The 23,108-nt window shown below is 69.9% G+C and carries 24 protein-coding genes; 13 read left to right on the forward strand and 11 right to left on the reverse strand.

Going from position 1 to position 23,108, the window contains the following annotated elements:
* Positions 1-11 precede the first annotated feature (11 nt).
* Complete coding sequence (locus tag CCN37_RS02510) at positions 12-794, forward strand: IclR family transcriptional regulator (protein ID WP_086818975.1); 783 nt, start codon at positions 12-14, stop codon at positions 792-794.
* Positions 795-816: 22 nt separating this feature from the next.
* Here CCN37_RS02510 and CCN37_RS02515 read toward each other — a convergent pair whose 3' ends face one another.
* Genes CCN37_RS02515 through CCN37_RS02530 form a run of 4 tightly spaced genes read right to left on the reverse strand, consistent with a single transcriptional unit; the run spans position 817 to position 4,167 of the window.
* Positions 817-1,698, reverse strand: a complete 882-nt coding sequence (locus CCN37_RS02515) for an ABC transporter substrate-binding protein (protein ID WP_210407843.1) — start codon at positions 1,696-1,698, stop codon at positions 817-819.
* On the reverse strand, positions 1,695-2,408 hold the full coding sequence (locus CCN37_RS02520) for an ABC transporter permease (protein ID WP_086819000.1): 714 nt from the start codon (positions 2,406-2,408) through the stop codon (positions 1,695-1,697). The genes CCN37_RS02515 and CCN37_RS02520 overlap by 4 nt, the downstream gene beginning before the upstream one ends.
* Positions 2,408-3,073 carry an ABC transporter permease gene (locus CCN37_RS02525; RefSeq protein ID WP_086818976.1) on the reverse strand — a complete coding sequence of 222 codons (666 nt, stop codon included), beginning with the start codon at positions 3,071-3,073 and terminating at the stop codon, positions 2,408-2,410. Before CCN37_RS02525 ends, CCN37_RS02520 begins: the two co-directional genes overlap by 1 nt.
* Complete coding sequence (locus CCN37_RS02530) at positions 3,073-4,167, reverse strand: ABC transporter ATP-binding protein (protein WP_086818977.1); 1,095 nt, start codon at positions 4,165-4,167, stop codon at positions 3,073-3,075. Before CCN37_RS02530 ends, CCN37_RS02525 begins: the two co-directional genes overlap by 1 nt.
* A gap of 165 nt (positions 4,168-4,332) precedes the next feature.
* Between CCN37_RS02530 and CCN37_RS02535 the strand changes: the two genes are divergently transcribed.
* On the forward strand, positions 4,333-5,955 hold the full coding sequence (locus CCN37_RS02535; RefSeq protein WP_371503581.1) for a bis-aminopropyl spermidine synthase family protein: 1,623 nt from the start codon (positions 4,333-4,335) through the stop codon (positions 5,953-5,955).
* Between the two features lie 125 nt (positions 5,956-6,080).
* Here CCN37_RS02535 and CCN37_RS02540 read toward each other — a convergent pair whose 3' ends face one another.
* Together CCN37_RS02540 and CCN37_RS02545 are read right to left on the reverse strand one after the other, a co-directional pair.
* Positions 6,081-9,266: an EAL domain-containing protein gene (locus CCN37_RS02540; protein ID WP_246842771.1), complete on the reverse strand. Its 3,186-nt coding sequence runs from the start codon at positions 9,264-9,266 to the stop codon at positions 6,081-6,083.
* Between the two features lie 283 nt (positions 9,267-9,549).
* Complete coding sequence (locus tag CCN37_RS02545) at positions 9,550-10,740, reverse strand: NADP-dependent malic enzyme (RefSeq protein WP_086818978.1); 1,191 nt, start codon at positions 10,738-10,740, stop codon at positions 9,550-9,552.
* Between the two features lie 332 nt (positions 10,741-11,072).
* Between CCN37_RS02545 and CCN37_RS02550 the strand changes: the two genes are divergently transcribed.
* Positions 11,073-11,693 carry a dTDP-4-dehydrorhamnose 3,5-epimerase family protein gene (locus CCN37_RS02550; RefSeq protein ID WP_086818979.1) on the forward strand — a complete coding sequence of 207 codons (621 nt, stop codon included), beginning with the start codon at positions 11,073-11,075 and terminating at the stop codon, positions 11,691-11,693.
* Here CCN37_RS02550 and CCN37_RS02555 read toward each other — a convergent pair.
* A complete protein-coding gene (locus CCN37_RS02555; RefSeq protein ID WP_256388006.1) occupies positions 11,690-12,010 on the reverse strand; it encodes a S26 family signal peptidase in 321 nt (106 codons plus the stop codon). The two genes, CCN37_RS02550 and CCN37_RS02555, sit on opposite strands and share 4 nt — an antisense overlap.
* A gap of 52 nt (positions 12,011-12,062) precedes the next feature.
* Between CCN37_RS02555 and sodN the strand changes: the two genes are divergently transcribed.
* From sodN to CCN37_RS02590, 7 genes are all read left to right on the forward strand, one after another.
* Positions 12,063-12,473, forward strand: coding sequence for a superoxide dismutase, Ni (gene sodN / locus CCN37_RS02560; protein WP_086818981.1), 411 nt, complete (start codon positions 12,063-12,065; stop codon positions 12,471-12,473).
* A gap of 928 nt (positions 12,474-13,401) precedes the next feature.
* On the forward strand, positions 13,402-13,839 hold the full coding sequence (locus CCN37_RS02565; protein ID WP_168200491.1) for an N-acetyltransferase: 438 nt from the start codon (positions 13,402-13,404) through the stop codon (positions 13,837-13,839).
* A 33-nt stretch (positions 13,840-13,872) separates the two neighbouring features.
* Positions 13,873-14,604 (forward strand): hypothetical protein, encoded by a 732-nt coding sequence (locus CCN37_RS02570; protein WP_086818983.1) that lies wholly within the window; start codon positions 13,873-13,875, stop codon positions 14,602-14,604.
* 33 nt (positions 14,605-14,637) lie between these two features.
* Positions 14,638-15,657, forward strand: coding sequence for an iron-siderophore ABC transporter substrate-binding protein (locus tag CCN37_RS02575; RefSeq protein WP_086818984.1), 1,020 nt, complete (start codon positions 14,638-14,640; stop codon positions 15,655-15,657).
* A 12-nt stretch (positions 15,658-15,669) separates the two neighbouring features.
* A complete protein-coding gene (locus CCN37_RS02580) occupies positions 15,670-16,263 on the forward strand; it encodes an acid phosphatase (RefSeq protein ID WP_086818985.1) in 594 nt (197 codons plus the stop codon).
* Positions 16,264-16,275: 12 nt separating this feature from the next.
* Positions 16,276-16,752: a GNAT family N-acetyltransferase gene (locus CCN37_RS02585; RefSeq protein WP_086818986.1), complete on the forward strand. Its 477-nt coding sequence runs from the start codon at positions 16,276-16,278 to the stop codon at positions 16,750-16,752.
* A 6-nt stretch (positions 16,753-16,758) separates the two neighbouring features.
* Positions 16,759-17,709 carry a nucleoside hydrolase gene (locus CCN37_RS02590; RefSeq protein WP_086818987.1) on the forward strand — a complete coding sequence of 317 codons (951 nt, stop codon included), beginning with the start codon at positions 16,759-16,761 and terminating at the stop codon, positions 17,707-17,709.
* Between the two features lie 54 nt (positions 17,710-17,763).
* Here the strand turns inward: CCN37_RS02590 and CCN37_RS02595 are convergent, their stop codons facing one another.
* A complete protein-coding gene (locus CCN37_RS02595; protein WP_086819003.1) occupies positions 17,764-18,558 on the reverse strand; it encodes a DUF2382 domain-containing protein in 795 nt (264 codons plus the stop codon).
* A gap of 142 nt (positions 18,559-18,700) precedes the next feature.
* Positions 18,701-19,618 (reverse strand): LysR family transcriptional regulator, encoded by a 918-nt coding sequence (locus tag CCN37_RS02600; protein WP_086818988.1) that lies wholly within the window; start codon positions 19,616-19,618, stop codon positions 18,701-18,703.
* Between the two features lie 73 nt (positions 19,619-19,691).
* Between CCN37_RS02600 and CCN37_RS02605 the strand changes: the two genes are divergently transcribed.
* Complete coding sequence (locus CCN37_RS02605; RefSeq protein WP_246842772.1) at positions 19,692-20,666, forward strand: EamA family transporter; 975 nt, start codon at positions 19,692-19,694, stop codon at positions 20,664-20,666.
* Here CCN37_RS02605 and CCN37_RS02610 read toward each other — a convergent pair.
* Positions 20,570-20,986: a hypothetical protein gene (locus CCN37_RS02610; RefSeq protein WP_086818990.1), complete on the reverse strand. Its 417-nt coding sequence runs from the start codon at positions 20,984-20,986 to the stop codon at positions 20,570-20,572. The two genes, CCN37_RS02605 and CCN37_RS02610, sit on opposite strands and share 97 nt — an antisense overlap.
* Before the next feature lie 163 nt (positions 20,987-21,149).
* Between CCN37_RS02610 and CCN37_RS02615 the strand changes: the two genes are divergently transcribed.
* Positions 21,150-22,070 carry a diacylglycerol kinase family protein gene (locus CCN37_RS02615; RefSeq protein ID WP_086818991.1) on the forward strand — a complete coding sequence of 307 codons (921 nt, stop codon included), beginning with the start codon at positions 21,150-21,152 and terminating at the stop codon, positions 22,068-22,070.
* A gap of 237 nt (positions 22,071-22,307) precedes the next feature.
* Positions 22,308-22,562, forward strand: coding sequence for a WhiB family transcriptional regulator (locus tag CCN37_RS02620; RefSeq protein WP_030426778.1), 255 nt, complete (start codon positions 22,308-22,310; stop codon positions 22,560-22,562).
* A gap of 127 nt (positions 22,563-22,689) precedes the next feature.
* On the opposite strand, the gene CCN37_RS02625 is transcribed toward CCN37_RS02620, so the two are convergent.
* Positions 22,690-23,108 (reverse strand): ATP-binding protein (locus tag CCN37_RS02625; RefSeq protein WP_210407844.1); only part of this gene is annotated, 419 nt, incomplete at its 5' end.

Genomic DNA, 23,108 nt, shown 5'->3' on the forward strand with positions numbered 1-23,108 from the left:
GAGGAGGGCGCGTGGGGGCGAGCAGTGATGTGCCGGCGCTCAGACGCGGGTTGGCGGTGTTGAAGTCGCTCGCGAGCCGTCCAGGGCCGGTGTCGGCGGCGGCGTTGGCGCGCGAGCTGAAGCTGCCGAGGTCGACGACCTACCACCTGCTCGCGGAGCTGCACGAAGCCGGTTTCGTCACGCACCTGCCGGAGGAGCGCCGCTACGGATTGGGGGTCGCGGCCTTCGAGCTGGGCTCGGCCTACCTCCGCCACGACCCGCTGGAACGCCTCGCGAGGCCGCTGCTGCGCCGCGTGGTGGACGAGTCGGGCTTCACCGCGCAGCTCGGCGTGCTGCACGGCGGCGAAGCGCTCTACCTGCTCAAGGAGCAACCGAGGCGCCCGCAGACGCTCGTCACCGACGTCGGCGTCCGTCTCCCGGCACACCTGCCCGCCTCCGGCAGGGCGATGCTGGCCGCACTCCCCGCAGCCCAGGTTCGCGCGCTCTTCCCCGACCACAAGAGCTTCGTGGACCGCACGGGACGCGGCCCGAAGGACCTGCCGAACCTGCGCCGGGTGCTCGGCGCGGAGCGGCGGCGCGGCTGGGCGGTGGAGGACGGCCACGTCACGGCGGGCTTCGCCTCGGTCGCGGCGGCGGTCTTCGACCACGGGCAGCGGCCGGTCGCGGCGATCGGGCTGACGCTGCGCCACATCTGCGACGACGAGTGCGGGCAGAGCTGGCCGGAGCTGGCCGAGCACGTGCTGCGCGCCGCCGCCGACCTCACGACGCGCATCGGCGGGCACCCCCAGACCTGAGGATGCCCGCCGAGGGAGGACGTCAGAGCTTGTTCTGCGTCACGAACTCCTTGGCCACGTCGGCCACGGTCTCCTTGTCGATCTCGATGCGCTTGTTGAGCGCGATGAGCTTGTCCGTGGTGAGCGCGGCGGAGACCTTGTTCAGCGCCTCCTTGCCCTTGGCGTCCAAGGCTTCCGAGCGGATCAGCGGCAGGATGTTCTGCGCCGGGTAGAGCCGCTTCGGGTCCGCCAGCGCCACGAAACCGTTGGCGGTGATGGCGGATGCGGTGGTGAACAGGTTGGCAACCTGCACCTGGCCGCTCTTGAGCGCCTCCACCGTCACCGGGCCGGCGGCGTCGGTGGTCTTGATCTCCTTGAAGGTGCAGCCGTAGAGCTGGGTGAGCTTGGCGGGCCAGCGGTCCTTCCACTCCCCCGCCGCGCCGAGCACGTACTGCGAGCACTTCGGCCCGAGGTCGGCGATCGACTTGACGCCCTGCCCGGCCAGCTCCTTGGACACCACGAGCGCGTCGGAGTCCTCCGCAGCCGACTTCTCCAGCACCTCGAGGCCGCTGGGCACCTTCTGCTTCAGCGCCGCGGTGACCTCGTCCGGCTGCGCGGCGGGGTTCTGCTTGTCGAAGTACTGCAGCAGATTGCCGCTGTACTCCGGCACCACCGCGAGCGACTTGTCCTGCAACGCCTTCACCAGCACCTCGCGCGAACCGACGCGCGGCTTGGTGGTGACCTGCACGCCGGCGTTGGTCAACGCGCCGGCGTAGATGTGCATCAGCAGCTCGCTCTCGGAGAAGTCCGCGGAGCCGATGACGATCTGGCCGCCGGCCGCGCCGCCCCCGCCCTTGAGCGGGTCGCCACCGCATCCGGTGAGCAACAGTGCGGCGGCCGCCACGACCGCCATGGTGCGCTTCATGACTCGTTCCTTCCTGAGGATTTCACCTTGGTGCGACCTGCAACGGCGGCTGCGGCCACCCGCAGACCGCGTGGCACGATGACCCGCTGCAACCCGGCGAGCACCAGGTCCAGCAGCACCGCGAGCAGCGCGATGAACAGCGCTCCCGCCAGCACCTTCGAGTAGTCGATCACCCGGAGTCCGTCGAGCAGCAGCCTGCCGAGGCCGCCGAGACCCACGTACGCGGCGACCGATGCGGTCGCCACCACCTGAAGGGCCGCGTTGCGCAGCCCGCCCATCAGCAGCGGGAGCGCGTTGGGCACCTCCACCTGCCACAGCCGCTGCCACCCGGTCATGCCCATCCCGCGCGCGGCGTCGACGACGCCCCGGTCGGTGTCCTGCACGCCGGAGTAGGTGCCCGCCAGGATCGGCGGGATCGCGAGCACGATGAGGCCGACGATGGTGCCGGCCTCGCTGCCGCCCGCGATGAGGAACAGGAAGGTGACCAGGCCCAGGGTCGGCAACGCGCGCATGGCGTTGCTCAGCCCCACCAGCACCACGCCGCCGCGTCCCGTGTGGCCGACGTACAGGCCGAGCGGGATCGCGATGGCGGCGGCGCCGAAGACCGCGAGCAGGGTGTAGCCGAGGTGCTCCAGCATCCGGTTCGGCACCCCGTCCTGGCCCTGCCAGTGCGCGGGATCGCCGATCCAGTCGAACAGCTCCTGGAAGATCACGTGGTGCCTCCCGCACGCAGCCAGGGGGTGAGCGCCCTGCGCAGCCCGACCAGGACCATGTCCACCACCAGCGCCAGCACCAGGGTGAGCACGATGCCGACGACGATCGGCGCGGTGTAGCTGATCTGGAAGCCGCTGGTGAACAGCACGCCGAGCCCGCCGGTGCCGATCAGGGCGCCGACGCTGACGAGGCTGATGTTGCTCACCGACGCCACCCTGACCCCGGCGGAGAGCACCGGGACCGACAGCGGCAGTTCGACGGTGACGAAGCGGCGCAGCGGCCGGTAGCCCATCGCGGTCGCCGCGGCGACCACGTGGAAGGGCACCGCGTCCAGCGCGTCGCAGACGGGTCGCACGAGCAGCGCCGTGGTGTAGACGGTCAACGCCACCACCACGTTGACGCTGTCCAGGATCTGCGTGCCGAGCACCACCGGGATCACCACGAACAGAGCCAGCGAGGGAACCGTGTAGACGGCGTTGGAGAAGCCGAACACGATGCCGCTCGCCGCGCGGTGGCGGTGCGCGAGCCAGCCGAGCGGGATCGCCAGCGCGAGCCCGATCACCAGTGGCAGCAGGGAGAGGTAGATGTGTTGCAGGAGTTGGGTGAGCACCAGTTCCTGGTTGCTCGTGCTGCTCAGGTACCGCGAGAGGTCCTCGAACATCAGGCGGCGTCCTTCCGCCGCTCCTCGATCAGGTCGATCACCTGCTGTGCGGTGACCACGCCGGTGTAGCACCCGTCGCCGTCCACCACGACCCCGAGGCCGGACGGTGACGAGAGCGCGGCGTCCAGTGCTCCGCGCAGCGCGGTCCCCTCGGTGTAGAGGGAGCCACCCGGCCGCAGGTCCTCCTCGGCGGGCTCGCCCTCGACCACGACACCCGGCGGCAGCCAGCCGCGCGGGCGGCGGTCGTCGTCGAGCACCAGCGTCCAGTCCGGACCGCCCACAGTGGACGGTCGCGAGTCGTGCAGGCCCACGGTGCTGACGCCGCCGAGCTGGATGCCGTCGGCGCCGAGGAAGGAGAGCCCCCGGTAGCCGCGGTCCTTGCCGACGAAGGAGGAGACGAAGTCATCCGCGGGGTTGGACAGCAGTTCGGCGGGCGCCGCGTACTGCGCCAGCACCCCGCCCTTGCGGAACACCGCGACCTTCTCGCCGATCCGGACCGCCTCGTCGATGTCGTGGGTGACGAAGACGATGGTCTTGTCCAGATCCGCCTGGAGCCGCAGCAGCTCGTCCTGGAGTCCTTCCCGCACAACGGGATCGACCGCGCTGAAGGGTTCGTCCATCAGCAGCACCGGCGGGTCCGCCGCCAGCGCGCGGGCCACGCCGACGCGCTGCTGCTGGCCGCCGGAGAGCTGCGCCGGGTAGCGCTTGCCCATGGCGGCGTCGAGCCCGACGATCTCCAGCAGCTCCGCGGCGCGGGCCCGCGCCTTGCGCCGCGTCCAGCCGGACAGCAGCGGCACGGTCGCCACGTTGTCCAGCACGGTGCGGTGCGGGAACAGCCCGGCCTGCTGGATGACGTAACCGATTCGTCTTCGCAGCAGCGCGGGATTCGATTTTCGAATGTCCTCGCCGTCCACCAGCACTGTGCCGCTGGTCGGCTCGATCATGCGGTTCACCATCCGCAGCGATGTCGTCTTGCCACACCCCGACGGCCCGACAAAAACGGTGATCGTTCCGGCTTCGACGACCATGTCGAGGTTGTCGACGGCTGTGGTGCCGTCGTCGAAGCGCTTGGTCACGGCCTGGAACTCGATCATTCGAGTCCCCCTTGTGGTCGTGACGGCCCCTTGCCGGCCGCCCGTATGTCGGCGACGGCTGATGTGCCGTTGAGAGCATCAGCCGTCGCCGACGTTCGACCTTAGTCCGATCGACTGACAGGGGCGAGGCGGACGCGGGACCGATACGTCTAAGGTCAACAGTTTGTGACCACCGATGACCCCGTGCAGCGCGTCTCGACCCTTCTCGCCGACCACGGAGTCCACGGCCGCAGGCTGCGGATCGTCGTGGCGATGCTCACGTCGGGGTGGCAGTCGCTGGCCGAACTCGTGCGCCAGCCAGCTGTCCCGCGCCGCACCGTCGAGGAACTGCTCGCCGCCATGGGACCCGACATCGAGCGCGACGGCGACCGCCACCGCATCCACCCGTGGCGCACCACGGTGTACCGCGAGCACCTCGAACTGGGCACGGAGTTGGGCAATGCCCTGAACTACACAGATCCGCTCGACGCCGCGGCGCAGGTGCACGAGGAGATGGTCACGCGGATCAGGCAGGACATCCACGCGGTGCCCGCTCCGATGCCCGCGCTGGACCACGTCGCCGCGACCGCGCAAACGATGTTGCGACGCGCGATGTGGCTGGACGAGCAGTACACGCTCTCCGGAGCGCGGCTGCTGTGCCTGGGCGATCACGACCTCACCTCGCTCGCGGTGTGCGCGGTGCGGCCGGACCTCGAAGTGCTCGTGGTGGACCTGGACGAGCGCGTGCTGGAGTTCATCGACACCCGCGCGGCCGAACGCGGCTTCAACGTCCGCTGCGTGCACGCGGACTTCCGCTTCGGCCTGCCGCCGGCCGCGCAGGGTTGGGCGGACCTCGTGTTCACCGATCCTCCTTACACCCCAGAGGGAATCGGCCTCTTCGTCGCGCGCGCGGCCTCGTGCCTGCGCGATGTCGACATGGGCCGCATCCTGCTCGCCTACGGCTTCAGCGAGCGCAATCCCACGCTCGGGCTGAAGGTGCAGCAGGAGATCATGCAGCTCGGCGTGCTGTTCGAGGCGATCCTGCCGCGCTTCAACCGCTACCACGGCGCGCAGGCGGTCGGCAGCGCCAGCGAGCTGTACGTGCTGCGCGCGACCTCCAAGACGCGCAAGCTGCTCGACCGTCCGGCGAGCACGGCGATCTACACGCACGGCCCGCAATCGGTTGAGGCGCAGGACAAAACGGCTTCGTCGCTGCTGGAGTCCTTGCGCGCCAAGGCTTCCGCCGACGGCAAGCTCAAGGTCGACGATGTCCGCGGTCCCGCGTGGGACAAGCCGATCAACGCCGCCGACGACACCGCGCTCGCCATCAACGCGACCGGCGACCCCGGCCCGTGGCTGCTGCGCGTGCTGCTCGCCGCGTCCGCGCCCCGCGTGGCCGTTCTCGTGGCCAACAACCACATCGACCTGTCCAACCAGGCGGGCCAGCGCGCGCTCACGGCGGCGTTGCGGCACAAGTACCGCCTGCGTTTCCTGCGCAGCACCCCCGACGACCGCTCAGCCGTGGTGGTCGCCGAGCAGATCCCGGCCGACCGCCTCGACGCGGGTGAGAAGCTCGCCCGGCACATCCTCGACCGCGCTCACGGCAAGGTCGGCAACCTCTGGCGCGAGGGCTTGATCAGCACCGCCAAGGCCACCGGCACCACGCTCACCCGCAACGCCGCCCGCGACCTGGTCGCCGAGGCCGCCCCCACTCCCACCGACCTCACCCTCCGCCTCATCGACATCCCCCGCCACCGCATCGCCCCGCTCCTCGACGCCATCACCGCCTCGGCCGCCGACCTCCCCTAGGCCGACCCCATCCCCACGCGAGGCCGTCATTTTTTTCGCGTTTTGGCAACTACTTGCGAATGTGAACGTTCAACAATCGCAACGCGTTGCCAAAACGCGAAAACCGGGCGTGGGCGGAGTGCGGGTCAGCCGGCGCGAGGGACGTGGAGCGGGCCGAGGGAGAGCACTGCGCGGAACTCGCGGGGCGGCACGGCGCGGGAGAACAACCAGCCCTGGTAGGCGTCCACGCCGACGCCTTGGAGGATGTGGAACTGCATCGCGGTCTCCACACCCTCCGCCACGCAGCTGCGGCCCATGGCACGCGCCATGTCCACGACCGCCTGCGCCACGGCGAAGTCCGACGGGTCCTTGCCGACCCCGGAGACGAAGCGCCGGTCCACCTTGATGATCTGCGCGGGCAGGTCCTTGAGCCGGGCCAGTGACGAGTAGCCGGTGCCGAAGTCGTCGACGGCGAAGCGCACGCCGCGCTCCACCAGCTCCGCCATCGCCTGCCGGGTCCGCGAGGGCAGGTCGACGAGGCTGGTCTCCACCAGCTCCAGGATCACGCGGTCCCAGGCGATCCCGCTCTCCGCGACCGCCGTCGCGACGATGTCCACGAAGTCGGGGTCGCCGGGCAGCAGGCCCGCGAGGTTCACCGCGACCGCGACGGGCTTGCCATCGGGCTCGGGCCAGGCCGAAGCTTCCTTCAGCGCCGTCCGCAGCACCCAGCGGTCGAGCTCCTTCATCAGGTCGCCCTGTTCGGCGACCGGCAGGAACACGTCCGGGGACAGCAGTCCGCGATCGGGGTGCGGCCACCGCACGAGCGCTTCCGCCGTGACCACGCGGCCGTCCGGCCCCACGACAGGTTGGTAGTGCAGCGCAAGGCCGTCGCGGTTGAGCGCCTCGCGCAGCTGCCCTTCCAAGTGCACCTGCCAGTCCGCCGAAGCCATCAGCGCCGCGCTGGCGAGCGAGACCCGCCCCGCACCGCGCCGCTTCGCCTCGAACATCGCGGCGTCGGCGAAGCGCAGCAGGTCGTCGCCGGTCGCACGGGCGCCGTTGGGGATGGCCGCGCCGATCGACGCGGAGACCCTGACCAGCTGGCCGTGCACCGGGACCACCGTCCGCAGCAGGCTGGAAACCTTGGTGGCCAAGGCGTCCACGCCGCCGACCGCTTCGATGTCGGCGCAGATGATCACGTACTCGTCGCCGGAGAGCCGGGCGGCCGTGCAGCCCTTGGGCAGGCCGCCTTCGAGCCTGCGCGCGAGCACGACCAGCAGTTCGTCGCCCGCGTCGTGGCCGAGGGAGTCGTTGACCCGCTTGAAGTTGTCGATGTCGCAGAACAGCACCGCGACGCGGCTCGGCTCGTCCTGCTGCAACAGCTCCGCGAGCAGTTCCTTGACCGCGGTGCGGTTCGGCAGGCCGGTGAGGTCGTCGTGCGTCGCCTGGTGCTTCAGCGCTTCGGCCGTGCGCCGCCGCTCGGTGATGTCCTGGAACACCACGAGCCAGAACCGGCGCCCGTCGTCCTGCACCGACAGCGCCACGTGCAGCTCGCAGTAGACCGGCTCGCCGTCGGAGCGCTGCAGCAGCCGCTGCGGGATCTTGTAGCTCTTCTCGTCGTCGACGGCCTTGTCCGCCATCCGCAGGTGCTGCGCGGGCTCCTCCGGGTGCGCCAGCTGCTCGGCGGTCATGCCGCGCATCTGCTCCAGGTCGTAGCCCAGCAGCTCGCACAGCGCGTCGTTGGCGTCGACCAGCCGCTCGCCGTCGTCGAAGATGCCGATGCCGACGGGCGTCACCGAGACGAGGTCGGCGAAGCGCTGGCTCGAACGCTCCATCCGGGTCTCGGTCACCCGCTGCTCGGTCACGTCCTGCGCGGTGCCGACCAGCAGCAGCGGTTCACCGGGGCCGCTGACCGGGGCTCCGTAGCAGCGGAACACCCGGTGCGAGCCGTCCCGGCGGATCAGCTTGTGCTCGCACTCGAAGGGCTGCGCCTGCACGCGGATCTGCTGCCACAGCTCCTCGACCCACGGCCGGTCGTCCGGGTGGATCAGCTCGAAGAAGTCCTCGAAGGTGATGTGCTCGTCGATCGGCACGCCGACCAGTTCCTTGAGCATGTCCGACCACGCCATCTGGTCGGTGGTGGAGTCCCACTCCCAGGTGCCCAGCCGGGCCACCCGCTGCGCGTCGTCCAGCCGCCTGCGCTCGTGCCGCAGCTGGCGCTCCAGCGCGCGCAGGGAGGTCACGTCCTGGACCGTGGCCTGCAACCGGCGCACCTTGCCGTCGTCGCCGTGCTCGGCGCGCACCCGGCAGTTGTAGATCTTGTCGGCCAGCTCGCCGCGGAACTCGACCTCGGCGGTCTCCCCGTGCTCGGCGTGCAGCAGCCGCAGCTGGAGCTCGGCCATCTTCTCCCGGTCGTCCGGGTGCACACCGGAGAGCAGGTCACCGGGCTCGTTGCCGACCTCCCGGAACAGCTCGACCATGACCTCGCTGCGGCGGACGTCGGCCGAGCCCACCTCGTAGGTCCAACTGCCCATCCTGGCGATCCGCTGGGCTTCCAGCAGCCGCCCCTTCTCCTCGGCCAGCTCGTTCTCCACGCGCCATTGGTCGGTGATGTCCCGGATGTAGCCGGTGATCCGGACGGTGCCGCCGCGCTCGTCGCGGACGGTCTCCGCCTCGCCCCGGATGCGCCGCACCTCGCCGTCCGGCCGGACGATCCGGTACTCGATGTCGATCTCCTCGCCCGAGAGCCGGTGGTCGCGCCAGTAGGTCGCGACCAGCTCCTGGTCCTCGGGGTGCACGCGGTCGAGCACGGCCTGCGCGCCGGGGACGACGTCGCCCGGCCGCAGCCCGAACAGCTCGTAGTGGTTGGGCGACCAGTAGGTCTCGCCCGTTGCCGGGTCCAGCTCCCAGGACGCGATGCCCGCGACCCGCTGGACCTCGTTCAGCCTGCGCTTCTCGTCCCGCAGCGCGTCCGCGGCGCCGGAGAGGTCGGAGACGTCGACCAGCAGCACCAGCTCGGCGGTACCACCCGGTTGGGGCAGGCGCACGGTGCGGACGAGGACCTGGGTGCCGTCGGCGCGGTGCAGTTCGACGCAGTCACCCGCCCGGGTGAGCAGTTCGGCGACCGGGCCGCCGACGAGATCGGCCGGGTGGCCGGCTCCGGCGAGCAGGGCGGCGGCCGGGTTGGCCTGGAGCACCACGCCGTCCGATCCGCAGAGCAGGGCGGGTTCCTCCGGCATGACGACCCCGTTGACCGAGGGCGGCGCGACGGCGGCGCCCACGGCGGGGTCGAGCACCCCGGGGGCTCGCCCCGTGCGCTGGACCTGGTCGGCCACGACGTCCACCCTTCGGCATCGACGAGCCTGTCGGTGCCGGAAGGCGGCCCCGGCCGACGGTCGTCTCAGCAGTGCACCCGAGTGACCGGACGGCCCGGGCCACATCCCTCAAGTGCTCACCCGACCGAGTGAAGGTAGCGGTTCTGCGGCGTAACGCCCAGCCCCTGGAAGACGCATTCCGCCGGTGGAGGGCACCCGCTGCCCACCACCGGTGGAAGGGTTTCCACCACCCCCGGCAGGGATCTCGCTGTGTACCGGAGGGGCTGCTGGTCCCCCGGTGCTCTCAGGCTACCCCGTCCTGCCTAGCCGCTTCCGCCACAGCGGCGGCGACCTCCAGGGCGACCCGGGGGTCCAGAGCGCTCGGAACGATGCGGTCCGCGGCCAGATCGTCGCAGGCCACGGCATGGATGGCGTCGGCAGCGGCGATCTTCATCCGCTCGGTGATCCGGCGGGCGCCCGCGTCGAGGGCCCCCTTGAACACCCCGGGAAACGCCAACACGTTGTTGATCTGGTTCGGGAAGTCGCTGCGCCCGGTGGCCACGATCGCGGCGTGCCGCGCGGCGACCTCGGGGTGGATCTCCGGGTCCGGGTTGGACAGCGCGAACACGATCGACTCCGGCGCCATGGTGGCGACCAGCTCCTCCGGCACCTTCGAGGAGGACAGCCCGAGGAACACGTCGGCCCCGTTCAGCGCTTCGGCCAGGCCGCCGCTGAGCCCGCGCGGGTTGGTCACGGCGGCCAGCTCGGTCTTGACCGCGTTCAGCCCGTCCCGGCCCGCGGCGATGATGCCGCGCGAGTCGAGCACGACGACCTCGCCGACCCCGGCGGCGATCAGGATCTTCGCGCAGGCCACGCCCGCAGCGCCGGCGCCGGAGACGACGACCTTGAGCTCACCCAGCGAACGGCCCTGGACCGCGACGGCGCCCTTGAGCGCGGCGAGCACCACGATCGCGGTGCCGTGCTGGTCGTCGTGCATGACCGGGCAGTCCAGCGCCTCGATCAGCCGCGCCTCCAGCTCGAAGCAGCGCGGGGCGGAGACGTCCTCCAGGTTGACCGCGCCGAAGGACGGGCGCAGCCGGACCAGGGTCTCCACGATCTCGTCGACGTCGGTGGTGTCCAGCACCAGCGGGATGGAGTCCAGCCCGCCGAAGGTCTTGAACAGCGCGGACTTGCCCTCCATCACCGGGAGCGAGGCACGCGGGCCGATGTCGCCGAGGCCGAGCACGGCGGTGCCGTCGCTGACCACCGCGACCAGGCGGCCGGTCCACGTGTAGCGAGAGGCGAGGGAGGCGTCCTCGGCGATGGCCTTGCTGACGCGGGCCACACCGGGGGTGTAGGCGATGGACAGCGCGCGCGGGTCGGCGAGCGAGGCGGTCGCGCCGACGGCGAGCTTGCCGCCCTCGTGCGCCTCGAAGATCTCGGCGTCGGTCAGCTCGATCGACGTCGAAACGTTCGGATCATCCACAGTGGTCACAGCGTCCCTCCAGACAGCGGGGGCGGGCCAGAATCGCGCTTCGGCCTCAGAAACTCAGGCGAGAAACCGGTCGCCGGACGGGATCGCGTCCAGCTCGACAGGCATGACGACGTCGGCGCAGGAGTGCTCAGGGGTGGTGAGCTCTGCGGCGCCGGGCGTCGGAGTCGGGCCAGTGTGGCAGGCAATCCCTCCGATGTCTGCGGCGGGGATCACATGAGGCGAGAAAGTGACGTCGCAGGTCAGAGGCGTTTTTTACAAGACGACCGTCCGACTTGTTTTGATCTTCGCTGGCCACGGCGACGCAACTGGGAGATGTAATAGACTTTTTAGTCGTGCAGGTGCGCAAACTGTCCGTCCCGGACGCCTTCGAGTTCACTCCCCGTTCTTTTCCCGATTCCCGTGGACTGTTCGTCGCCCCGTTCCAGGAGGCGGCGCTGATCGAGGCGACCGGCCACCCGATGCGGCTCGCGCAGACCAACCACAGCGTCTCGGTGCGCGGGGCCATCCGCGGCCTGCACTTCGCCGACACCCCGCCCGGCCAGGCGAAGTACGTCTACTGCCCGCGTGGCGCGCTGATGGACGTCGTCGTGGACCTGCGCGTGGGCTCGCCGACCTTCGGCGCGTGGGACGCCGCCCGGCTGGACTCCACCGACTTCCGCGCGGTGTACATCTCCGAGGGCATCGGCCACGCCTTCGTGGCGTTGGAGGAAGACACGGTGATGGCCTACCTGTGCTCCACGCCGTACAACCCGGCGGCCGAGCACGCGGTCAACCCGATGGACCCGATGCTCGGCATCCCGTGGGAGTCCTACCTCGACGGCGTCGAGCCCGTGCTGTCCGACAAGGACCGCGGCGCCCCGTCGCTGGCCGAGGCCGTCGCCGCCGATCTGCTGCCGAAGTACGAGGCGTGCCAGGCGCACTACGCGTCGCTGCGCTCCGTGCTCGTCCCCTAGCGAATCCGCCCCGGGCGCGGCCCGAGCCGCCAGCGCAGCACTCCGAGGACTTCGGCCGCCCCCAGCTGCCGCGAGTCCGTCGAGCCGAAGCCGTTGTCCCCCAACACCCACCACCCGCCGTCCTGCTCGCGCACGGCCCGCTTCACCGAGAGCTGGCCGGGGCGCGACGCCCAGCGCACCAGCACCACGTCACCCGGCTCCGGTGCCGCGCCCATGCGCACCAGAGCCGTGTCCCCGTCGTAGAGCGCGGGCACCATCGACGGCCCATTCACCCGCACCCAGCGCACCGTGATCACCTCCCCGCCTGCCGCTCTCACTCGTGCGGAGTAGGGTCCCGCACGTCGGAGCATCCACTGTCAGGGAGGAAAGATGCGACTTCTGTCGCGTGTCCTCGGCCCCCGTCTGGAGGTCACCGCCCACTGCGATCTGCCGTGCGGCGTGTACGACCCGGCCCAGGCCAGGATCGAGGCCGAGTCGGTCAAGGCGATCCAGGACAAGTACCAGTCCAACGAGGACCCCGAGTTCCGCCAGCGCGCCATCGAGATCAAGGAGCAGCGCTGCGAGTTGGTCAAGCACCACCTGTGGGTGCTGTGGACCGACTACTTCAAGCCGCCGCACTTCGAGAAGTACCCGGAGCTGCACGAGCTGTTCAACCAGGCCACCAAGGCCGCGGGCGCGGGCGGGGCCAAGGGCTCTACCGACCCGAAGTCCGGTCAGCACCTGCTCGACCTGATCGCCCAGATTGACAAGATCTTCTGGGAGACCAAGGCCGCTGCCTGATCTGTCCTTGAAAACGACGCTGACCGGCGAGGACTCTTCTCGCCAGTCAGCGTCGTTCTTTCATCTCCGAGGATTACTTCCCGACTCCGATCGCGGCCAGGAGGATCTCGTTCTACGGAAAGCGCACCCAAAAGACGAGGGCTGTCTTAAATGATGAGGCCGGTGGCGGAGCCCTGGCCGCACCGACCAACCGACACGCCACGAGGTGGGTGTGGCGATGAATGCTTCCACAACGTCCCGCTTGCGATAGCCGTTTCCCGGCGTGAGCGATGCGGAGTGCCCCCGCCCTCCGGTGGGAACTGACGCCGGACGGCGTAGCGATCAATCTGATCATCGCCTCGCAGGAGGCCTGACGAGGTGGCGCGCGTGCCCGGCGCTGACAACACTAAGGCCGCAGGATTCGACTCGGTCCGACCGGCGACCACCGGGAGCCCGGATGCAAAGGCAGGCAAACGAGACCCCTCTCCGTGATGCCGCTTGCCCGTCAACCCAAGAATCACTAATGTCCGATCGACGACGTTGCCATTGTGAAACTTTTCCAGAAAAAGGACCATGAATACCACTCGCATATTTGCTGCTTCGATTATTCTGGCCGCCTCGGCCGGGTTCTTTCTGCCGGTATCAGCGTCAGCTGGTCCCCCGGCGCCGCTTCGCTGCGGGTTTACCGACTCGCGTACAGCTGCCAACGCGGGTTATCACTACGGCCCCTACTGGAAGAACTGCTCTGCCAACCCGCAGTTGATCGAGATGCGCAACGGTTCCACGGCGGGCAGGGCGTGCATTGAGCGCCATCAGCCCCAGGTGCCGGGTCACGCGAGGAGCCTCAAGGGCGCGCTTGGCTCTCTGGAGGTCGTCAGCGCCTCGGTGCTCGCACCCTGCTGACAACCGCCCGGCCCGGCCCGGCTCGTCGTCAAGCACCCTTGTCCACGTGAAAGACGGAGTCGGAGAAGCCGCGCGGATCTGGGCTCTGGCGAAGGCGCGGCGTGACGGGAGCCCGGAGGACACGGTCGAGCAGACCACGCCGGGCATCCTGCGGCGCCTCAGCCTGGACGACGCAAAGCTGTTCCTGGCGAGACAGGACGGCCGAGCGGTGGGCTTCGCGCTGGTGGCCCCGCGACCGCAGACGCTGGAGGTCTTCTACCTCGCGGTGGATCCGGATGCCTGGGGCAGTGGCGTGGGGACGAGCCTCCTCCGCGATGTCGACGAGCACGCGCGCGAAATCGGCCGCGACACCTTGGATTTGTGGGTGATCGCCGACAACGACCGCGCGATCGGTGTGTACGAGAGGGCGGGTTGGGTCGCGACGGACGAGGTGCAGGTGGACGCCGGTCGGGTCGAGCGGCGATTCCTCCGCCGACTGCGTTAGCGGAATTCCGATCGGGCGTGCCACAGTGGCGGCGTGATCGATGAGCTGCGCGAACACTGCGCCGGCTTGGCGTTCGCCCCGCTGCCGGAACTGACCGGGACCGAAGGCGTGCCGACCGGGGACACCTGGTTCACAGCGGTCGAAATGCGCGAGCGCGTCACGGAACTCCTTGCGGCACAAGACGAAGCCGTCCCGCCGGGGCCTCGGGCGATGGAAGCGCTGCGAGTCCTGCTCCGCGAGCTGATCTTCTGCACGGCGGCCTCGGTCTATCTCTTCGAAGCAGCACCGCGCGTCGCCGCGGACTGCTACTGGTTCCACTACGACGGCACGGTGGACCGCAGGCGCATGGTGGTCACGGAGATCGCCGCCGATGACCGCGATCTGGCGAGCGGCTTCGTCGCCACGGTGACGCCGCTGGTCACCGAGGTGTGCGCGCAGTCGCGGGTGGGCGCGCGGACGCTGTGGAGCTACGTCATCGACATGATCCACTTCGGCATGCTGAACCTGGCCAGGCAGCTGGGCCGGGATCGAGCGGCGGCGTGGGCGCGGGCGGCCGAACTGGCGGAGGAGCTGCACGCGGCGGGCATCCCGCGGCGTTCGCGGCCCGTGCTGGCGAACTACGGGGGCTCGGACGACGAGTCGTGGGGCGTGCGCGGCGCGTGCTGCCTGGACTTCACCGACGGCGTGCAGACGATGTGCCTGACGTGCCCGCTGCTCGACGATGCCGCGCGAGGGCAGCTGTGGGCGGTCTCCAAACTCCGCTAGACATTAGGCAAGCCTAAGAAATACCGTCACGCCGTGTTTCGCGACCTGGATGGCCAGCTCCCGGTGCTCGGCGGCGGCCCGACGACCCCCTACGCCGACCTGACCCGGCGCGGCCTGTTCACCGCGGCCGGTCTGCTCGCCGTTTCCGGCTGCTCGATCGGCCGCAGGGGCAGCGCCGACAAGCCGATGCGCTCGGTCACGCACCCGCTCGGCACCAGCTCGATCCCGGTCAAACCGGAGCGCGTGGTGTCGCTGGACAGCAACGGCGGCCTCCAGGTCAGCCTGGAGCTGGGCGTTCCGCTCATCGCCTCGGAAACGCTGCAGGGCGGCCAGCCGCTGCCGCCGTACGTGCCCGCGCCCGCGGCCGGGTTCACCGCGCTGGGCTTCAACCAGCTCAACCTGGAGCAGCTCGCGGGGCTCCGCCCGGACCTGATCATCGGGAACACCCAGCGGCTCAAGGACAACTACGCGAAGCTGACCGGCATCGCGCCGACCGTGGCCTACGAGAACGCGGGCAGCGGAGTCGGCTGGCGGCAGTCCGTGCGCACCATCGGCGACGTCCTCGGCGCCCGCGCGGAGATCGACCGCAGGCTCGCCGCGCACACCGAGCGCGTCGCCGCGCTGAAGGCGAAGCACCGCGAGCTGCTGGCGAAGAACTCCGTGGCACTGCTGCGATTCACCAGCAACGAGCTGCGCATCGTGCGCGGGCCGATCTTCGGTTCGGCGGTGCTCTCCGACCTCGGCGCGCGCCGCCCGGCCTCCACCGACCGCCCCTCGCCGAGCGCCACCTACGTGACGTTGAGCGAGGAGAACGTGGGCGTGCTCGCGGACTCCGACGTCCTGCTGCACTTCGTCGGCGGTGGCGGCATGGTGGACAAGGCGTCGACGACCTTCGACAAGATCACCAAGGGCGGCCTCTGGCAGCAGCTCCCGGCCGTGCGCGCGGGTCGCGTCATCGAGCTGGACCCGGTGTCCTGGTGGGACGGCTACTCGGTGTCGGCCGCGCAGACCTGCCTCGATCAGCTCGACAAGGCGCTCGGCTCGCTCTCTTGACAGACTCGGCGCATGCCGAACGGACGCGTGTACGTGCTGCGGCACGGAGAGACGGAGTGGTCGGCGACCGGCCAGCACACCGGTCGCACGGACATTCCCCTCACCAGCGAAGGAAAGCAGCAGGCCGTCGCCGCAGGCCGAGTGCTCGCCCGGCTGCGCGGCACGGAGAAACCGGCGCTGTTGCTGTCGAGCCCGCGCGAGCGCGCGACGCGGACGGCCGAGCTGGCCGGGCTCGGCACGCCCGACGACGTCACCGAGGACCTGGCGGAGTGGGACTACGGCGACTACGAGGGCCTGACCACGGCGCAGATCCGCGAGACCGTCGAGGACTGGACGGTGTGGACGCACCCGTGCCCGAACGGTGAGACCGCCGACGACGTGACGGCCCGCGCGGACAAGGTGCTGACGAAGATCCAACCCGCGCTCGCGACCGGCGACGTGGTCCTCATCGGCCACGGCCACTTCAGCCGCGTGCTGGTGGCCAGGTGGGTGGGACTGCGCGCCGAGGCCGGAGTCGGCTTCGCGATGGGCACCGCCGGCGTCGCCACGCTCGGCTTCGAGCGCGGAGTTCCGCAGCTCGTGCACCTCAACCTCCCTCCCGTGTAAGGAGAACGGAACGTGTCAGTCCGCCGCATCCAACCGTCCGATGTGGACAGTGTGGTCCGCCTCGTGCACGCGCTCGCCGAGTACGAGAAGGCGCCGCAGGAGTGCCACCTGACGTCCGAGCAGCTGCACGCCTCGCTGTTCGGCGAAGCGCCCGCGGTCTTCGGCCACGTCGCGGAGGTCGACGGCGAGGTCGTCGGGTACTGCCTGTGGTTCCTGAGCTATTCCACGTGGCGCGGCACGCACGGCATCTACATGGAAGACCTCTACGTCGACCCCGCGCGGCGCGGTTCCGGGCTCGGCAAGGCGCTGATGGTGGAGCTGGCGCGCGAGTGCGTCAGCAAGGGCTACCAGCGCTTGGAGTGGTCGGTGCTGAAGTGGAACACGCCCGCGATCGACTTCTACGGGTCCGTCGGAGCCTTCCCCATGGACGGGTGGGAGATGCACCGCCTCACCGACGCCGCGCTCACCGACTTCGCGGCCAAGGGCTGACGCGCTGTGCCGACCCCGATCATCCTGGACTGCGACCCGGGCCACGACGACGCGCTGGCGATCCTGCTCGCGGCGGCGAACCCGGCGATCGACCTGCTCGCGATCACCACGGTCGCCGGGAACCAGACGCTGGCCAGGACCACGCTGAACGCAAGAAGGATTTGCTCAGCGGCTGGCATCGAGCACGTCCCGATCGCCGAGGGCCGCGCGGAACCGTTGAGCGGCAACGCGTCGGCGGTCGGCGCCGAGATCGGCGGAGTGGAGGTCCACGGCGAGTCCGGCCTGGACGGCCCCCGCTTCGCCGAGCCGACCGCTGAACTGTCCACAGTGGACGCGATCACGTTGATGCGCGAGATCCTGGTGTCCCACGAGGAGCCCGTGACGCTCGTGCCCACGGGGCCGCTCACCAACGTGGCGGTGCTGCTGCGCGATCACCCCGAGGTCAAGCCGCACATCGCGCAGATCGTCCTGATGGGCGGAGCACCCGGGCTGGGCAACGCCACCCCGGCGGCGGAGTTCAACATCTACTGCGATCCGGAAGCGGCCGACCTGGTCTTCACCTCCGGCCTGCCGATCACCATGTGCGGGCTCAACGTCACGCACGAAGCCCTTGCGACGCAGGGGGTCTGTGATCGCATCGCCGCGATCGGGAGCCCGTTGGCCGCGCTCTGCGTCGAGCTGCTGACGTTCTTCGCCTCGACCTACAAGGCGATCTGGGGCTTCCCGGCCCCGCCCCTGCACGACCCGGTCGCCATCGCGAGGCTGATCGACCCCGCCGTCGTCACCACCGTCCCGGCCGCCGTCGCGATCGAGCTGACCGGGGAGCACACGCGCGGCGCGACGGTCGTGGACTTCCACGGGGTGACGGGCCGCCCGGTCAACGCGGAGGTCGCGACCGCCCTCGACGTCCCCAATTTCTGGGACCTCGTCGTCTCCGCCATCGCCGAGCTCTCCTGAGCGTCGTGGGCGGGCCCGCGCCGGGCCCGCCCACGACGATTCTCAGGCGTGTTCTCAAGGCGTGTTCTTCCGGCGCTTCGAGGAGTCGTCGACCTCGATCTCTTCCCTGCGCACATCTCCTTCCACGTTGCGCTGCTCGGTCACCATCTCCTTGGTCATCCGAACCCGCTCGACGGGCACGGTTTCCTTGCTCACCACCGGTTTCTCCGCGTGCAGGGTCATCTCCTGCTCCGCGTCACCGATCTTCGCCGTGCCGCGCGCGTCACCATCGGTGATCGGCTCCCGTTCGAGCCGCACCTCCTCGTGCCGCACCGGCACGGAGATCTGCTGGTGCTCGGTCACGACGTGCTTGCGCAGCCGGACCCTGCCGGTCTCCACCTGCTCGGTTCCGACCTTCAGCCGCTCCTCGGAGCGCGTCATCTCCGTGGCGCTGTCACGTGCGGCGCTGTCCCGCGCGGGCTGCTGCTGCCTGGCCTGCTGCTGCTCGCCGCGGGCGGGCTGGCGTTGCTGGCCGCCGCGCTCGTTCTGGCGCTGTCCTGGCAGCGCCGCGTACTCGATGCCGTAGTAGCGGTAGAGCTGCTGCTCCTCGTCCCGCGACATGTGGCCGCCGTCCGCGTCCATCCTCGGCGCGTCCTTGACCTGGTCCTTGCTCACGTGGACGTGCACCGCGTCGCCGTTGACGTGCGCCTGGTTCAGCGGGACGAAGCTCTCCTTCATGCCGAACAGCCCGGTGCGCACCGTGACCCACACGGGCTGGCCCGTCTGGTCGTCCATGTAGACCTGACCGACCTTGCCGATCTTCTCGCCGTGCCGGTCGAACACCTCGTCACCGAACAACTGCTGGACCATTTCCTGAGTGATCACCGCGGCCACCTTCCTGCTCGTCGGGCTGACTGAGCAGGGCTCGGCTCGAAGGCTGATCGACATGCGCGCCACTGCGGTGATCCACCGGTGCGAGCTACCGCAGCGCCACGGACGTGCGACCCGGGGACTACACCCTGTCAGCGCTGTCGCGGGCGTCCCAGTGCTCCCGCAGCGCGTCCACCAGCACGGTGATCGCCGGTCGGCGACTGGCCCGTGCACGCCACAGGGCAAACAGCCTCCGTGTCGGAGTCGGCCGCATCGGGCGCACGACGATGTCCTCCGGCAGTTCACCGCGCCCGAGCCTCGGCAGCAGTCCGATGCCGAGACCGGCGGAGATGAGCGCCGTCTGCGTCTGGTACTCCACGACCTCGTGCGCGACGTCCGGCTCAACGTGCGCGGCGCGCAGCGTCCTGACCAGCCAGTCTCGGCAGCTCGCCCCGGACTGCTGACAGATCCACCGCTGGTCGCCCAGCTCCTCAGGAACCAGAACGTCACGTTCGGCGAGCGGATGACCTCGCGGCAGGAGAACGTCAACGGTGTCCTCGCCGATCGCCGCGCGGGAGAGCCCGTCCGGGACCGTCAACGGCGCGTTCTGCCAGTCCTGCACCACCGCGAGATCGACGTCACCGCGCGCGACGACGTCAACGGCCTGGAGCGGGTCGATCTCGGTCAGCCGCACGTCCATCGCGGGAAAGCGGTGCGCGAGATCGGTCAGCACCAACGGCAGCAGACCTCTGGCCACGGTGGCGAACGCGGCGACGGAGACCTGGCCGATCGGTGTTCCCCGCTGCGCCTCAAGGGTTACCTCCGCCTGCTCGACCAGCCCGAGCACCTGCCCGGCGGTGTCGGCGAGCATCAGCGCCGCGTCGGTCAGCACCACGCCACGCCCCCGCCGCTCCAGCAACGGGGTCCTCGTCTCGCGCTCCAGCTTCGCGAGCTGCTGGGACACCGCTGAAGGCGTGTAGCCGAGCGCCGAGGCCGCCGCGCCGATCGAACCGTGCACGGCGACGGCGTGCAGCGCGCGGAGACGGCCCAGGTCAATCATGAAGCAATGCTAAACAGATAGCTCCACAACAACGCGCTAGTCCGTGACCCGCGGCTCAGTAAAAGTTCGCCGCATGAGTGCCATGAAGCCGAAGCACGTCGCGCTCGCGCTGCTGGTCGCAGCGGTGTGGGGGGTGAACTTCGTCGTGATGGAGATCGGCCTCGGCGAGTTCCCGCCGTTGCTGTTCTCGGCACTGCGGTTCCTCGCGGCCGCGATCCCGGCGGTCCTGTTCATCGGCCGGCCGCGCGTCGCGTGGCGCTGGGTGATCGCCGTCGGCCTGGTGCTCGGCGTGGCCAACTTCGGCCTGCTCTTCATAGGCATGAAGGCGGGCATGACAGCGGGCCTGTCGTCGTTGGTGGTGCAGAGCCAGGCGTTGTTCACCGCGCTCTTCGCGGCACTGCTGCTGCGCGAACGCCCTGGCCGGAGGCGGCTCACCGGCATGGCCATCGCGTTCACGGGGATCGCGCTGGTCACTGTCGAGTACGGCGCGTCCAGCCCGCTGACGGCGTTCCTGCTGGTGATCGGCGCGGCGGCGTGCTGGGGCCTGTCCAACGTCATCACCCGCCACGCCAAGCCACCGGACACGTTCCGCTTCATGGTGTGGGTCAGCGTTGTCCCGATCGTGCCGATGCTGGGCCTGTCCTGGCTGGTGGAAGGCCCGTCTGCGGGGCTGGCCGCGCTCAGTTCGCTGACCGTGTCGGGGGTGGGCGCGACCCTCTACGTGGCGTGGGCGGCGACGCTGTTGGGCTTCGGCATCTGGGGTTACCTGCTGCGCGAGTACGACGCCACGGCCGTCGCGCCGTTCACGCTGCTGGTGCCCCTGTTCGGGATGAGCTCGGCCGCACTGCTGCTCGGCGAGGAACTGACCCCGCTCCGCTGCGCCGCCGCCGTGCTGGTGATCGCCGGTGTCGCCATCACGTCCCTGCCGCCGCTGTCCAGGAGGCGTCGGCGTCAGTCGTCGGCGCCCGCGTCCGCGTACGCGCCGATGCCCATCGCCCAGTCCTTGGCGGGCGCGGTGAACAGCAGCACCAACGGGGCCAGGCAGTAGACCGCCATCAGCCCGCCGTAGAGGTACTGGTGCGACGGCCCGAACGCGTACCAGGCGACGCCGAGCAGCAGGAGCTGGATCACCACGACGGGCGTGCGCGCCCAGCGCTTGGAGAGCACCAGCCCCACGGCGACGGCGATGACCCCCGCGGTCAGCACGGAGAAGTAGGCCGCCTCGCCGAAGACCTTGCCGGGCTCGGGCGCCCCGGTCAGGGCGCGCACCACGAGCGCGACCACGAACACGACACCGGCGAGGCCCTCAAGGGCGACGAGCGCACCCGCCGTGCGAACGGCGGTCGGGGCGGCAACGCGACTGGTCACGAGCCGCGATGCTAGTCCAGCCCGGTCACCCTCTCCCCCACCGGCGACGGTGATGACCGAGGCCTTCCCCGGTAGGGCATGCGTCACCCGTCCGAGAGTGAGGTCGGTCAAACCTGGGCGCTCGTGCCGCGCACCTGGTCACGCGCTGTCATACGCTGCTGGGGTGCGTGCCCTTCTCGTGGTGAACCCCCAGGCCACCTCCACCACCCCGGCGGGCCGCGACGTCATCGCCCACGCCCTGGCCAGCGACACCAAGCTGGACCTGGTGGAGACCCAGTACCGGGGTCACGCGGCCGACGCCGCCCGCCAGGCCGTCGCCGACGGCTTCGACCTGGTGGTGGCCCACGGCGGGGACGGCACGGTCAACGAGGTGGTCAACGGCCTGCTCGCCGACGGCGTGCGCCCGGACGCCCCGATGCTGGGCGTGGTGCCCGGCGGCTCCGCCAACGTCTTCGCGGGCGCGCTCGGCATTCCGCTCGACCCGCTGGAGGCCACGCACAAGCTGCTCAACGCGATCGAGTCGGGCAGCAGCAGGCGGGTCGGGCTCGGCCGCGCCGACGAGCGCTGGTTCACCTTCAACGCCGGGCTCGGCTACGACGGCGACGTGGTGGCCGGGGTCGAGCAGCGGCGGGTCAAGCGCAAGGAGGCGACTCCCTTCCTCTACGCGAAGGTCGCCATCGGCAGGTACCTGCGCCTGCGCCGCGAGGAGCCCCAGCTGACCGTGCACCTGCCCGGCAGGGAGCCGATCCCCGGTCAGTACATCGCGCTGGTGTCCAACACCGACCCCTGGACCTACTACGGGACCCGTCCGCTGCGCCTGAACCCGGCCTGTTCGCTGGAGTCCGGGCTCGGCGTGTTCGCTCTGAGTGACGTTCGTACACTCACGGTGGTAAAACACCTCGCCCAGGCAACCCGGAGCGCTCCCGATCCTCGCGGCGTACACCTCCTCCGCGAAGACGACGTTGAATGGACGCGCATCACGTGCGAGAATCCGGTAAAGTTGCAGGTTGATGGTGACCTGCTCGGCGAGCGAACCGAAGTGCGCTTCACCTCGGTTCCCGGCGCACTGCAGGTAGCGGTGTAGCCCCTCAGCGGGGGCACGGCGATCGGCACACCATCGCGAGCCAAGATTTTCGAAGATCCGGTTACGGCCTGAAACCGCAGGTCAGTCCGGTCCCCCCATGTGGTGAGTTCCCTCACCGATTTGGTTCGGACCTCTTGACATCGCCGGAGTTCGTGAAAGCATTCACAAGCACCCACGAACGACACCCCAACCCCCACAACTGGCGTGATTATCGCGCCTGGCGAGGAGCTAGGAACAATGGACTGGCGCCACCGCGCGGCCTGCCGCGACGAAGACCCGGAGACGTTCTTCCCGGTCGGGAACAGTGGGCCTGCGCTGCTGCAGATCGCCGAGGCGAAGGCCGTGTGCCGTCGCTGCCCCGTGATCTCCGACTGCCTGACCTGGGCACTCGAAAGCGGCCAGGACGCCGGCGTCTGGGGCGGAATGAGCGAAGACGAGCGTCGTGCGCTGAAGCGCCGCAACGCTCGCACCCGGGCCCGGAGCGGTGCCTGATTGCAGGCTGACACTCCCACATATATTTCTGAGGGCCGACACCTGGCGACAAAGGTGTCGGCCCTCAGTTATGTTCGGACTATCTCCGGTTTCGGCAAGACATTTTCGTGTGCATTCACGTATACGACTATCGGCGGCGTTTCAGCGGTACCCGAAGCACGGCCTCGGTTCCCGGAGCCGAAGTGCGTCTGCGCAGGCTGAGCGACCCGCGCAGCTCCGACTCGACCAGGGTGCGCACGATCTGCAGGCCGAGCGACTTGGTGCGCTCCAGCGAGAACCCCGGTGGCAACCCCCGTCCGTCGTCGTAGACCACGACGTCCAGCCACTTCGACGAGCGCTCGGCGGTGACCAGCACGTCGCCGCGCTGCCCCTGCTCGTAGGCGTGCTCGAAGGCGTTCTGCACGAGTTCGGTCAGCACCATCACCAGCGGCGTCGCCAGCTCGGCCGGGACGACGCCGAACTTGCCCTCACGGCGCACCGCGACCCGCGTCTCGGCGGTCGCGACGTCGCTCATCATCGGGATGACCTGGTCGACGACGTCGTCGA

This window comes from Allokutzneria sp. NRRL B-24872, assembly GCF_002155965.1.
Classification (GTDB): Bacteria; Actinomycetota; Actinomycetes; order Mycobacteriales; family Pseudonocardiaceae; genus Allokutzneria.